14 protein-coding genes and 1 tRNA gene are annotated in these 12,492 nt (G+C 66.4%); 6 read left to right on the top strand and 9 right to left on the bottom strand.

The window, feature by feature from the left end:
- Window positions 1–80: 80 nt before the first annotated feature.
- The 4 genes from psrA (at window position 81) to phnE (ending at window position 3,779) form a co-directional block, all read left to right on the top strand.
- On the top strand, window positions 81–1,169 hold the full coding sequence (gene psrA, locus ACFJGT_RS16125) for an iron-containing alcohol dehydrogenase PsrA (protein WP_377839279.1): 1,089 nt from the start codon (window positions 81–83) through the stop codon (window positions 1,167–1,169).
- Window positions 1,170–1,247: 78 nt separating this feature from the next.
- Complete coding sequence (gene phnD / locus ACFJGT_RS16130; protein ID WP_377839286.1) at window positions 1,248–2,123, top strand: phosphonate ABC transporter substrate-binding protein; 876 nt, start codon at window positions 1,248–1,250, stop codon at window positions 2,121–2,123.
- A 29-nt stretch (window positions 2,124–2,152) separates the two neighbouring features.
- Entirely contained in the window at window positions 2,153–2,917 is a 765-nt protein-coding gene (gene phnC / locus ACFJGT_RS16135) for a phosphonate ABC transporter ATP-binding protein (RefSeq protein WP_377839290.1), read from the top strand.
- A gap of 58 nt (window positions 2,918–2,975) precedes the next feature.
- Window positions 2,976–3,779, top strand: coding sequence for a phosphonate ABC transporter, permease protein PhnE (gene phnE / locus ACFJGT_RS16140; RefSeq protein WP_377839295.1), 804 nt, complete (start codon window positions 2,976–2,978; stop codon window positions 3,777–3,779).
- A 119-nt stretch (window positions 3,780–3,898) separates the two neighbouring features.
- Here phnE and ACFJGT_RS16145 read toward each other — a convergent pair.
- The 3 genes from ACFJGT_RS16145 to ACFJGT_RS16155 all read right to left on the bottom strand — a co-directional run bounded on the left by ACFJGT_RS16145 (window position 3,899) and on the right by ACFJGT_RS16155 (window position 7,287).
- Window positions 3,899–3,974, bottom strand: a tRNA-Ile gene (locus ACFJGT_RS16145).
- Between the two features lie 183 nt (window positions 3,975–4,157).
- A complete protein-coding gene (locus ACFJGT_RS16150) occupies window positions 4,158–6,566 on the bottom strand; it encodes a methyl-accepting chemotaxis protein (RefSeq protein ID WP_377839300.1) in 2,409 nt (802 codons plus the stop codon).
- 313 nt (window positions 6,567–6,879) lie between these two features.
- Complete coding sequence (locus tag ACFJGT_RS16155) at window positions 6,880–7,287, bottom strand: acyl-CoA thioesterase (protein WP_377839306.1); 408 nt, start codon at window positions 7,285–7,287, stop codon at window positions 6,880–6,882.
- Window positions 7,288–7,425: 138 nt separating this feature from the next.
- Here ACFJGT_RS16155 and ACFJGT_RS16160 point away from each other — a divergent pair, with 138 nt between their 5' ends.
- Window positions 7,426–7,863, top strand: coding sequence for a VOC family protein (locus tag ACFJGT_RS16160; RefSeq protein ID WP_377839318.1), 438 nt, complete (start codon window positions 7,426–7,428; stop codon window positions 7,861–7,863).
- Here ACFJGT_RS16160 and ACFJGT_RS16165 read toward each other — a convergent pair.
- The 3 genes from ACFJGT_RS16165 to ACFJGT_RS16175 form a co-directional block, all read right to left on the bottom strand.
- Window positions 7,848–9,086, bottom strand: coding sequence for an MFS transporter (locus ACFJGT_RS16165; RefSeq protein ID WP_377839323.1), 1,239 nt, complete (start codon window positions 9,084–9,086; stop codon window positions 7,848–7,850). The genes ACFJGT_RS16160 and ACFJGT_RS16165 overlap by 16 nt on opposite strands.
- A 184-nt stretch (window positions 9,087–9,270) precedes the next feature.
- Window positions 9,271–9,831, bottom strand: a complete 561-nt coding sequence (locus tag ACFJGT_RS16170) for a type 1 glutamine amidotransferase domain-containing protein (RefSeq protein ID WP_377839330.1) — start codon at window positions 9,829–9,831, stop codon at window positions 9,271–9,273.
- 80 nt (window positions 9,832–9,911) lie between these two features.
- Window positions 9,912–10,199 (bottom strand): HlyU family transcriptional regulator, encoded by a 288-nt coding sequence (locus tag ACFJGT_RS16175; RefSeq protein WP_377839339.1) that lies wholly within the window; start codon window positions 10,197–10,199, stop codon window positions 9,912–9,914.
- 237 nt (window positions 10,200–10,436) lie between these two features.
- Here ACFJGT_RS16175 and ACFJGT_RS16180 point away from each other — a divergent pair, with 237 nt between their 5' ends.
- Window positions 10,437–10,688 (top strand): DUF2798 domain-containing protein, encoded by a 252-nt coding sequence (locus ACFJGT_RS16180; RefSeq protein ID WP_377839343.1) that lies wholly within the window; start codon window positions 10,437–10,439, stop codon window positions 10,686–10,688.
- Between the two features lie 4 nt (window positions 10,689–10,692).
- On the opposite strand, the gene ACFJGT_RS16185 is transcribed toward ACFJGT_RS16180, so the two are convergent.
- The 3 genes from ACFJGT_RS16185 to ACFJGT_RS16195 form a co-directional block, all read right to left on the bottom strand.
- Window positions 10,693–11,121: a secondary thiamine-phosphate synthase enzyme YjbQ gene (locus ACFJGT_RS16185; protein WP_377839352.1), complete on the bottom strand. Its 429-nt coding sequence runs from the start codon at window positions 11,119–11,121 to the stop codon at window positions 10,693–10,695.
- Window positions 11,118–11,729, bottom strand: a complete 612-nt coding sequence (locus ACFJGT_RS16190) for a LysE family translocator (RefSeq protein WP_377839356.1) — start codon at window positions 11,727–11,729, stop codon at window positions 11,118–11,120. The genes ACFJGT_RS16185 and ACFJGT_RS16190 overlap by 4 nt, the downstream gene beginning before the upstream one ends.
- Window positions 11,730–11,814: 85 nt before the next feature.
- Complete coding sequence (locus ACFJGT_RS16195; protein ID WP_377839357.1) at window positions 11,815–12,375, bottom strand: hypothetical protein; 561 nt, start codon at window positions 12,373–12,375, stop codon at window positions 11,815–11,817.
- Between the last annotated feature and the right edge of the window lie 117 nt (window positions 12,376–12,492).

Raw genomic sequence — 12,492 nt, forward strand, 5'->3', positions numbered from 1 at the left:
AAATCAATTTGTTATGGGGATAAGGTTCTGTGAGCATCCTCGCAACGAAGCCGGCAAGGCGCATTGCGAGGATGAACCGCATGAACTGGGCGTATTGGAATCCCGTCAGGATCCGCTTCGGCTCCGGCCTGCTCGACGAGGTCGCGGGGCTGATCGGCAAACGCCGCTGGGCGCTCGTCACCTATGACCAGCCGATCTTCCGCGAGCTTTCCGTCAGGTTGACGGCCGTTGCCGGCGCGCCGGTCGTATCGATCACCAATATCGAGACCAATCCGGATTGCGCCGATCTCGCCTTGTCCTGCCGCCAGTTCGGCGCGGCCGAGCCGGCAGAGGTCATCGTCGCCCTCGGCGGCGGCTCGATGATCGATGCCGCGAAGGTGCTGGCCGCCAGCGGCGGCGATTTCGAGACGGTGCGCCGCCATCTCGTCGAGAAGAAGCCGCTCGACGAGGCCGCGATCATCCCGATCATCGCCGTGCCGACGACGGCCGGCACCGGCAGCGAGGTCACCTCCTGGGCCACCGTTTGGGACTCAGCCAATGGCAGCAAATACTCGCTCGCTCATCCCAGGCTCTATCCCGAGACCGCCGTGCTGGACCCTGCCCTGACGGTCGGCGCGCCGCGCGGCCTCACGCTGGCGACCGGGCTCGATGCCCTGTCCCATGCGCTGGAGAGCATCTGGAACGTCAACGGCAATCCGGTCTCCGCGAATTACGCCGTCGAGGCTGCCCGCGAGATCATCGACACCTTGCCCCGCCTGCTGGAGCGCCTCGACGATGTCGAGCTCCGGGCCAGGCAGATGCGCGCCAGCCTGCTGGCCGGCATGGCCTTCTCCAACACCAAGACCGCGCTTGCCCATAACATTTCCTACGACATCACCCTGAAGAGCGGCACGATCCACGGCATCGCCTGCTCCTTCTCGCTGCCGCTCGTGATGCGCTGGGCGATGGGCGCCGAGCCGCAATGCGATGCGGCCCTGCGTCGTATCTTCGGCACCGATCTCGAAGCCGGCGCCGAGCGGCTCGACGCCTTCCTGCGCAATCTCGGCGTCGCGACCGATCCGACCGCCTACGGCGTCTCCGCGCTCGAGTGGAACCGCCTCGTCGGCAAGGCGCTCGAAGGCGAGCGCGGCCGCAACTTCATCGGAAGGCGGGCGGCCATGGCCGCCTGAGAGCAAGCAACGGGCAACGACGCCCGCAACGGTTCACCGGCAGATCAAAAGATCGCCGGATCATCTTGGGAGGATGACATGACCATCACGCGTCGGACGATTCTGAAGAGCGCGCTTGTCGCGGGGCCGGTGCTGGCGATGCCGGCGCTGGTGAAGGCCCAGCCGAAACAGGTCCGCGTCGGGCTGATCCCGTCCGAGGACTCGCGGGCGATGCTGGAATCGAGCCAGCAGCTCCTCGATGCGCTGGAGAAGAACTTGGGCATCAAGGTCCAGGGCTTCGTCGCCTCGGACTATAACGGCGTGATCGAGGCGATGCGCTCGAGCCATATCGACGTCGCCTATCTCGGCCCGTTCTCCTATGTGCTCGGCACGACCGTTGCCCCGATCGAGGCCTTCGCGACGGCGGAGACGGCCAAGTCGAGCCGCAGCTTCTATCGCAGCCAGATCATCGCGCGGAAGGATAGCGGCATCCGCGATTGGAAGGACCTGAAAGGGCGGACCTTCGCCTTCGTCGACCCGTCCTCGACCTCGGGCCACCTCTTCCCGAAGGCCGGGCTGTTGAAGCTCGGCTTCGACCCCGAGAAGGATTTCGGCCGCGTCCTCTTCACCGGCTCGCATGACGCCAATGCGCTCGCCGTCGCCAACAAGCGCGTCGACGCCGCAACGATCGCCGATCGGATTTTCGATGCAGCCGTGCAGAAGAAGCTGGTCGATCGCGCCGACATCCACGTCGTCTGGGAGTCCGATCCGATCCCGGAATCGCCGACCTGCTGGCGCAAGAACCTGCCCGACGACCTGAAGAAGCAGATCAAGTCGGCCTTCCTGAACATCCGGGACATCACCTGGGCCGATCAGGGCAAGCTCAACCGCTTCGTCGAGACCAACGACCAGGCCTACGACATCATTCGCGAGACGGCGAAGGTGCTGAAGCTCGATCTCACCAAGATGAAGTAGTCGCGGACGCGACCGGCGGAGAAAGCGACATGATCAAGATCGAAGGCCTGAAGAAATCCTATGCGGGCCGTCCGGTCCTGCAGGGCATCGACCTCAGCGTCAAAGCCGGCGAGTTTCTCGTCGTGCTCGGCCCCAGCGGCGCCGGCAAGTCGACCCTGCTGCGCTGCATCAACGGGCTGGCCCGGCCCGATGCCGGGCGCACCGTCATCGACGGCACCGTGTTCGACACCAAGCGCGCGCCGGCCGGCAAGCGGCCGGTCGCGATGATCTTCCAGCACCACAATCTGGTGAAGCGCCTCTCGGTGCTGAAGAACGTGCTGGTCGGCCGGATGGCCGGCCTGTCCTCTGTACTCAGCATGCTCCAGCTCTTCCCGCGGGAGGACGTCGCCATCGCCATGGACTGCCTGGCGCGGGTCGAGCTCGCCCACAAGGCGAATTCGCGCGGCGACCAGCTCTCCGGCGGCGAGCAGCAGCGCGTCGGCATCGCCCGCGCGCTGGCGCAGCAGCCGGCGGTCATCCTCTGCGACGAGCCGGTGGCGAGCCTCGATCCGAAGACCTCGCGCATCGTGCTGGGCTACCTCAAGGCGATCTGCAAGGCGGAGGGCATCGCGGTGATCTGCAACCTCCACCAGGTCGACTACGCCGTCGAATTCGGCGAGCGCATCGTCGGATTGAGCGGCGGCCGGGTGGTCTTCGACGACACCCCCGATCACCTGACCTCGGAGATCGTCCACCAGATCTATCCCGGCCTCGAGGACCCGGCATCAGCCGCGTGCTCAAGCCCCGGCCAGTGAGCCAGCCCGCGCTGGCCCCGATGATCGCCACAGCCATCGCCTGACGGGAGGAAAAGCCATGTCCTTCGGAACGCTGCAACTCGTCATCCGTCCGCCGCAGAATCGCTTCGGCTGGTGGGGCGTCGGTGCGATCGCGCTCGCCATTCTCGTCTTCCTGTGGTGGGCGGCGCTCGGCTCCCAGATCAATGCCAGCAACCTCTGGAACGGCATCCCCTATATGTGGGATTTCCTCGTCCGGATGGTGCCGCCCAATCCCGAATTCATCGAGCGGCTGTGGAAGCCGGCACTGGAGAGCCTGCAGGTCGCGGTCTGGGGTACCCTGCTGGGCGTCGTCATTGCCCTGCCGATCTGCTTCTTCGCGGCGCGCAACCTGAGCCCGAGCCCGACCATCTTCCATGCGACGCGGCAATTGCTCAACTGCATGCGCGGCATCAACGAGATCATCCTGGCGCTGATCTTCGTCGCGGCCATCGGGCTGGGCCCCTTCGCGGGCGTATTGGCGCTCGCGATCCACGGCGCCGGCATGCTCGGCAAGTTCTTCGCCGAAGCGATGGAGGATATCGACGAGGGGCCGCTGGAGGCCTTCCGCTCGGCCGGCGTCGGCCCGTTCAAGACCTTCTTCTTCGGCGTGCTGCCGCAGGTCCTGCCAACCTGGCTCGGGACGATCTTCTACCGACTGGAGACCAATGTCCGGCAATCCACGGTGCTCGGCATGGTCGGCGCCGGCGGCATCGGCTTCGAGCTCGTCTCCTCGATGAAGCTGTTCAAGTACCAGGACACCGCGACCTGCATCCTCGTGATCCTGGCGATGGTGCTGGTGGCGGACCTGATCTCGTCCCGCGTCAGGGCGCTGATCCGCTGATCGACGCCGAGAAAAGCCGGAGGCGCGGACCGTGTTCGCGCCTCGGCATGCAACGATTTCAAGAAGCTGTGCGAAGCCTCGCCGCTGGGTGCGGCCCGGTTCGCAGTTCTGATCGGAAATGGTGGGCCGGGCCGGACTCGAACCGGCACCGGCGCTGTTATGAGCAGCGAGCTCTAACCATTGAGCTACCGGCCCGCTCCTCGCCTAGAGCATTGGACCGGAAAGTGGAAGCCACTTTCGGAAAATCCGATGCCAAACAAGGAGCTAGATCGCCGCCACCCGGGAAGCAAAGGCACACCCACCCGGAATCGAAAGGGCCTCCCGGCATGCCGGGAGGCCCTGTTCCGTTTGCGGAGGCTGACGACTCCGGGGCTTGCCTCAGGCCGCCGCGGCGTGCCTGCGCTCGCCTTGCTCCTCAGCCGCATGGCCCTGCCGGAAGGTGAAGCGGCCGATATGCTCGGTCAGCGCCCGGGTCTGCTCGTCGGTCAGCGCGAGCGCTGCATTGGTCTCTTCGACCAGCGCAGCGTTCTGATGCGCCATCGTGCCGATGCCGTCGATCTCGGTATTGATCGCCGAGACGTCGCTCGCCTGGTTGCGGGCGGTCTGGGAGATACCGTTCATCAGCCCGGTCAGCTCGTTCACCGAGGAGACGATCGCGCCGAACATCGCCGAGGTCTCCTCGACCAGCCCGACGCCGACCTTGACGTCGCCATGCGCCGCCTCGACCAGCTTCTTGACGTCGTTCGAGGCATCGGCAGAGCGCTTGGCGAGGCTGCGCACTTCGGTCGCGACCACCGCGAAGCCCTTGCCGGCATCGCCGGCGCGAGCGGCCTCGACCGCGGCGTTGAGTGCCAGCAGGTTGGTCTGGAAGGCGATCTCGTCGATCATCGCGATGACCTCGGAAATCTTGCTGGAGGACTGGCGGATGCGCTGCATCGCTTCCAGCGCCGAGGCCACGACCTTCTCGCCCTGCTGCGCGCGCTCTTCGGCGCCCTGCGCCATGCCGGTCGCCTGGGCGGCCTCGCTCGCGGTCTTCTTCACCGTCCCGGCGAAGGCGCCGAGCTGGTTGGTCGCCATCGAGACGGCGTTGCTCTCCTCGCTGGTGCGCTCGGCGAGGTCGGTGACGCCGTCGAGAATCTCGCTGGTCGCGCTGCGGACGGCCGAGACCGTCTCGGCCAGGCGAGCGAGCGTGCTCTCGAACTCCTCGGCCAGCGCGTTGGTGCCGTCCTTGAGTTCGGCGAAGGCGCCCTGATACATCCCCTCGATCCGGGTCGAGAGATGGCCGGCCGACAGCTCGGCCAGCACGTCGCAGGTCTCGGACAGGCCGGCCTGGACCGTCTCCAGCAGCGTGTTGACCGAGCCGGCGAGCGCATTGAGCTCAGGGTCGGCGAACTGCGCCGCGACACGCTGGCTGAAGTCGCCGGCCGCAGCGGCCGCGACGACGACGCCGAAGGCCTCGCCCAGCTCGCGCATCATCTCGCGGCGCTGCTCCTGAGCCCGCGCTTCGTCCTCGACCTTGGCGAGCTCGGCGGCGCGCAGCGCCACCGCGTTGTCGCGGAACAGCAAGACGCTCTTCGAGATATCCGAGATCTCGTCATTGCCCTTGGTGTCCACCACCGTCTCCAGCGCGCCGTCGGCGATCGCCCGCGTCGCGGCCCAGAGCCGGTTGAGGCGGCCGACGATCATCGGACGGACGAAGAAGAAGGACAGGGCGAGCGCAACCAGCAGCGAAGCGATGCCGATCGCGGCAAGCGTGTATTCGCTCCTCTCGATCAGAGCCTGGGTGGAATCCCGCCCGGCAATCGCGCCGCCGCGAGCTGTCGTCACCAGCTCGCCGACCTCGCGGCGAACCTTCTCGGCCGCCTGGTCGAGATTCTTCAACCCGGCGACGATCGCGGCCTGCGTCGCGAGATCGCGCTCGCGAATGGCAACCAAGCCCCCGGCGCCTTCGCCGAGATCGGTCACGGCGCTGACCGCCTGCCCGCGCGCCGGATTGGCCTGGAGCATGTCCGCCGCCGTCAGGAGGCCGCGGACCTGGCCGAGCTGCGCCTTGAGGCGCGACTTGGCATGTTCCAGCTTCTCGGTGCTGTCGACCTGGGAAATCTCGCGCAGCAGGCCGACCGTCTCGCTGATCTGGAGCTGGAGCGACTGGGCGGTCTGGAGCGAGGAGAGATCCTGGTCCAGCACCTTGGACAGAGCGGCGTCGAATTCGGCGCCGGTGAGCTGGGCCGCGCTGGTGATGTTCATCTTGACGTTGAACTGGGCGTCAGCCGTCTCGAAATCGGCCATGGCGCTGAAGCCGTCGCGGGCCTTCGACAGGGCGGTCAGCGCCGTGGCGGTATCGGCGGCATTGCGCAGCCGCTCTCCGGTCAGGTCGTTGATGTCGTTGATCTGGCGGGCGAGGTCGTCGATCGCCGATTGCGGCTTGGACTTGTCGACCTTGCCCTGCTCGGCGATGCGCCGCAGCAGCTCAAGCTGGCGCGCCTCGACGGTGTCGAGCTCGCCGGTCAGGGTCGCGCGCTGCTGCAGGGTCGAGACCTCGCTGAAGCGGGCCGCCAGCGCAGTCGACTGCGTCGCCGCCTGCGAGAGCTCGAGTGCGAGCTCGACCACGGGCATCTTCTGCCCGACGAGGTCGTCCACCGTCTGGTCGACGCTGTTATAGGAGAACCAGGCGACCGAGGACGAGACGATGGTCAGGGCCGTCATCACGCCCAGTGCGGCGTAGATCCGAGGCGCGATACCGATCCGCAACGGCTTGCCCTCACGCACGGGCTTGGCTTTCGTCATCAAGTCGTACTCCGGAATTCACGCAACGCTGGAGAGGGGCTCGGAACAGGAAGAGCCGCCCGCCCGGGCCAGGCCCGAGCCGGTGCGATCGTGCGACAGACATGGGAATCCCCTCCCTCCCCCGGCGTGCAGGCCAGGCGGCAGGATCCGCATGCGGCATCGAAAGACCATGGAAGTCCCCTGGCCGGGGCGTATCCCCCCGGTCTGGAGCGCAGCATCGTCCAAGTGCGCTTAAAGAACGCTTAAGGTGGATTCTTTTGAATCACTCGTGCGCGGGAGAGATTCACCTGACGTTAGAGGAGGTTAAATCCCTTTAACCTTCAAGCTTCGGCACCGGCCGGGGCCGCCCCTCCTCGTCGATCGCGACGAAGGTGAAGGTGGCATCCGTGACCTTCTCGTGCAGCGTGGTGCGGAAGCGCTTGGCCCAGGCCTCGACATGGATCTTCATCGAGGTCCGCCCGACGGACTCGATCTCGGTATAGACCGAGAGCACGTCGCCGACCTTGACTGGCCGGATGAAGGTCATCGCATCGACCGCGATGGTGACGACGCGGCCCTGCGCCCGGTCGACGCCCGCGATGCCGCCGGCCTGGTCCATCCGCGACATCACCCAGCCGCCGAAGATGTCGCCATTGGCGTTGGTATCGCCCGGCATGGCGATCGTGCGCACGGTCAATGTCCCGCGCGGGGCTTCGTCGGGTCCGTCGATGGCAGGGCTCATGGGCGTCCTTCAGGCAGGCGGAGAATCCACTCGGCCGATGATGCTGACGCTCCGGCGGGCGCGCAAGCGGCTACGCTTTGCATTGACCGGCGATGTCGCCGACAATTCCGGCAGGCCACGCGAACAGGGATCCATGCCATGTCCAGCGCCAGCACGCCCAAGCCCGAGCCGATGATCATCATCTCGCTGCGCTATGCCGATGCGCCGCGGATGTATGACTGGCTGATCGAGGCCTTCGGCTTCGAGAAGCACGCTGCCTATTATTCCGAAGACGGCAAGACGCTCCTCCACGGCGAGCTCAAGATGGGTTCGAGCTTCGTCATGCTCGGCTCGTCCGAGGGCAACGCATTCGGCAAGCTGGTCTCACGGCCCGCCGAACTCGGCGGCACCACCGCCTCGCCCTATATCGCCACCGACGACATCGACGCACGCTGCGAGCGCGCCCGCAAGGCCGGCGCCGAGATCTGCATGGAGCCGACCGACCAGCCCTATGGCAGCCGCGACTTCATCTGCATGGACCCGGAGGGGCATGTCTGGTGCTTCGGCACCTATCGGCCCGCTCAGCCAGCAACCTGAAGCGGCGGAGCAGGCCGCTGCCGCGCCCGCATCATCAGCCAGCAGACGATGCTGAGATTGACCAGGTTCCAGGCAAGCCCGTTGAGGAAGGCCATCCGGTACGAGCTGAAATAGTCGAAGATCACACCGGAGAGATAGCCGCCGAAGGCCATGCCGAGCACGGTCACCGACATCACCAGCCCGATGCGCACGCCCGCCTGCTTGGCCGGGAGATATTCGCGGATGACGACCGCATACATCGGCACGATGCCGCCCTGGAACAGGCCGAAGATGCCGCTGACGACATAGAGCGACTGCAGGCCGTCGAACCAGAGATAGAGGAAGAGCGCCACGCCCTGCATCAGCGAGCCCAGCGCCAATGTCGCCGCGCCGCCGATCCGGTCCGAGACGAAGCCCGAGCCGATGCGGCTGACGATGCCGAGCAGCATCATCAGCGAGAGCATCTCGGCGCCGCGCGCGACGCCATAACCGAGGTCGCCGCAATAGGCGACGATATGGACCTGCGGCATCGCCATGGCGACGCAGCAGGCAAAGCCGGCGACGCAGAGCAGAAGCTGGAGCTGGCCGGCGCTGAGGCCGAGATCGCCGCGCGCGCCGGCGCTGCTCGCCTCTGCCGCGGCCATGGTCGCGGCGGTCGGCTGGCGCCGGAAGAACGGCGCGAGCGGCAGCAGGACCACCAGCGTGACGATGGCGATGCCGAAATGCGTGGCGCGCCAGCCATGGTTGGCCATGCCCCAGGTGATGACCTGCGGCCAGAACACGCCGGCGAGATAGCTGCCCGAGGCGCCGCAGACCACCGCGAGGCCACGGTGCTTGCGGAACCAGTGCGACAGGTCCGAGATCAGCGGCGAGAAGCCGGCGGCGCTGCCCATGCCGATCAGCAGCCCATGCGCGAGCGCGAACTGCCAGAGCGATTGCGATAGCGCCGCGGCCGAATAGCCGGCCGCGAGCAGGAAGGCGCCCATCACGATCGGCACCATGATGCCGTAGCGATCGGCGACCCGGCCCATGATGATGTTGCCGGCGCCGAAGCCGAGCATGGCGAAGGTATAGGGCAGCGAGGCCCCGGCCCGCAGCGTCCCGAACTCGCCCTGCATTGCCGGCAGCACGACGACGACCGACCAGGAGCCGACGCAGGCGATCGTGCCGACCAGCAGCGCGACGGCGAGCCGGAGCCAGGCATAGGACGAATCGGGTTGGTAGCGGTCGGCGTCCTGGGACATGCTTCCTCGGCGGCCATATCTTGGAGATGGCTCTTCTCCGGGCAGCTTTAGCGCATGGAACCTGCCGGGCAAGCGCGCCGGAGGCAGGGCAGCCGCGCGATCGCGGCGGGCCGACAAGAAGAGACATCCGCGGCCGATGGACCGCGGATGCCTTGTCTCGAGGTGGCGTAAGAGAGAGTTGCCGTCAGGCAGCCCGGCGCTCGTGGCGGCCTTCCTTCACCTCCTCGATGATCTTGGCGACGAAGGCCGGCAGGTCGTCGGGCTTGCGCGAGGTCACGACGCCCTTGTCGGTGACGACCTCGCTGTCCTCCCAGCTCGCCCCGGCATTGATCAGGTCCTGCTTGATCGTCTTGTAGGAGGTGACTTTGCGGCCCTTGGCGATGCCGGTGTCGATCAGCAGCCACGGACCATGGCAGACGGCGGCGACGACCTTGCCCTGATCGTAGAAGCTCTTGATCAGGCTGAGCGCCTTGTCGTTCCCGCGCAGCGTGTCGGGGTTCATCTGCCCGCCGGGCAGCACGATCGCATCGTAGTCGTTGGCGCTGACCTGATCGAGCGTGCGATCGACCGCGACGGGCCGGCCCCAGTCCTTGTTCTGCCAACCCTTGATCTCGCCGGCCTCTGGCGAAACGATGTCGACGGTGGCACCGGCCTTCTGCAGAGCGGCATGCGGCACGTCGAGCTCGGATTGCTCGAAGCCATGCGTCGCGAGGATGAGAATCTTCTTTCCGGTGAGATCGGCCATGGCGTTCTCCTGATCGTTGGGGATGTGATCAGGAAACCCTCGGACGGCAGAACCGTTCCCGAAAAACCGCAGGCTGTCGCTCAGCGGAAGATGCGGTCACCTTCCATGTCGACGATCTGCTGGCCCTTCACCAGGGTGAAATCGGCGGCTTCGGCCTGCCCCGGAAAACGGTCGGCCCGGATGAAGCGATGGCTCTTCGTCTCGCCATCCACGACCTTCTCGATCACGCCGCAGAGCTGGTACTGCCCGCCTTCCTGATAGGGCGTGGCATGGATGGTGAAGCCGTTATGCTCGATGCTCTTGACCGGGCCGGCGGGCTTGTCCTCGGCCGGCTTGCGGCCGCCGAACAGCGATTTCAGGAAGGACATGGCGGGCGCTCCTCGAACCGGGCGTCAGGGCTATGCCGGACAAGTAGCCTCGACAGGCCCCGCTGCCAACCGGAGAACACGCCAGAAACCGCTTGGCAGCGTCGGCGCCTTTCCGTATGCAGCCGCGATCGGGCTTCGGTCCCGTTCGTAAGCGTCTCACGTCAGGCAACGCATCCAACCGGCTCAGTGCCGTATCGGATGCGTCCGAACGGCCTGTCCCTTGCGAAAGCCTGTCCCATGACCCGTTCGACCTACCCTCGCCTCCCCGCCCGCTATGCCGGCGTGGTGATGCCGTTCTTCCTGTCCATCCTGATGACCTTCGTCGTCTCCGGCATCTCAACCTTGAAGGCGCTCGGCCCAACCGCAGAGTTCCTCCAGACCTGGCCCGGCGCCTGGGCCCTGTCCTGGCTCGTCGCCTTCCCGACATTGCTCGTCGTCCTGCCGGTCGTCCGGCGCCTCGTCACGCTCGTGGTGGCGCCGCCGGCCTGATCTCTCACGCAGAGAGATGGAGGGCGACCTCGCGCCGATGCGGCATCCGGCGGTGCTCGAACAGATAGATGCCCTGCCAGGTGCCGAGCGCGAGGCGCCCGCCCATCACCGGAATCGACAGCGAGACCGGCGTCAGCGCCGCCTTGATATGGGCCGGCATGTCATCCGGCCCCTCGTCACGATGGACGAGATAGGCCATCGCCGGATCGTCTGCGGATGGCACCAAGCGACGAAAAAACGCGTCGAGATCGCGACGCACATCCGGGTCGGCATTCTCCTGGATCAGGAGCGAGCAGGAGGTGTGGCGCACGAACAGCGTCAGCAACCCGCTCGCCTCGCCGCAGTCCCTCACGAAAGAGATGACGCGGTCGGTGAACTCGTAGAGCCCCGGCCCGCGCGTCTTGACACTCAGGATCGTCTGCCGCGCCGTCAACGCTCGGTCAGCGCGAGCTTGGCGCCGAGCGCGACGAAGGCGGCGGCGAAGCTGCGCCGGAGCCAGGCCATCACGGCCGGGCGGCTGATGACCTTGTCGCGCATCGCCGCGGCGAAGAGCCCATAGAGCGCGAAGACGATGAAGGTCATCGCCATGAACACGCCGGAGAGCTCCAGCATGCGCGCGCCCGGGTTAGCCTCGTCGGCCGCGATGAACTGCGGCAGGAAGGCGACGAAGAAGATCGAGAGCTTGGGGTTGAGCAGGTTGAGCGCGAGCCCGTCGCGCAGCACCCGCCAGGCCGAGCGCGCATCAGCCTTGGTCTCGACCTTGAGCGCGCCATGCTCCCGGAGCGTCTGCCAGGCCATGTAGAGCAGATACGCGACGCCGGCATATTTCACGATGGCGAAGGCGAGCGCGCTGGCATGCAACAGCGCCGCGATCCCCATCATCGCGGCGATCAGATGCGGCACGATGCCGATGGTGCAGGCGAAGGCCGCGAGCACGCTCGCCCGCGAGCCGCGCGTCAGGCCGGCCGCGATGGTGTAGATCGCGCCCGTTCCCGGCGAGGCGACGATGATCAGCGAGGTCAGCAGAAATTCGGGGGACATGAGTGCCTCCAAAAACGGGATGCGCAGGAGGCCTTCTTCCAGCAGGAAGATCAAGGCCGGGCCGGCCTGTGCGACACCGATGGCATCAGCGCGCCTGCCAGAAATAGAGCTGGCCGGAATGGCGGTTGCCGGCCAGCTTCTGCTCCTGGGCGACGATGTTGCTGCCGTCGAACAGGTCCCAGTGGTCGCCGCTCGTCCATTGAAAGAACAGGAAGGAATGTTTCTTGTCGCCGGTCGTCTGGTAGCAGTTCTCCAGATAGAGCACGCCCTTCCGGCCCAGCACCTTGGGGGTAACGTCCTTGCAGACACCCGCGATATCGGCTGGGCCATAGGCACGCTGGATGCGCGGGAGCAGTTCCGAAGCCCGGATGAAGAGGAGCTGGCTCAGCCCTCGGAGAGGCTGTCCTGAGCCAGGCACGACCCCGGGACGCGGCCCGCCCGCCAGCGACGGCGCCCCCTGGAAGGACGTCCCAAGTTCGGTCGTCATGATGGTCTCGATGGTCGCATCGTCCCCGGACGGGGTGATCCGCATCGTGTAACCCATACAGATGGCGCAGCGGTTGGTAGCGTCACCAATCGCGTTCTTCGCCCAGGGGCGGATCGTGGCGAAGCGCTCGGCAAGCGCGTCGTAGGCGAAGGGGAGCATGGGCAATCTCCTGGGCCACAAGGCAGCGGCGGCAGACTGGCCAGCCGTCGATGTCCCGGCATCCTTCGTTCACATGAGAACCATGCGAGCGTCGGTTCGGGAAGCGCTCAGGAAAAA

Source organism: Allobosea sp. UC22_33, assembly GCF_042700715.1.
Taxonomy (GTDB): Bacteria; Pseudomonadota; Alphaproteobacteria; order Rhizobiales; family Beijerinckiaceae; genus Allobosea.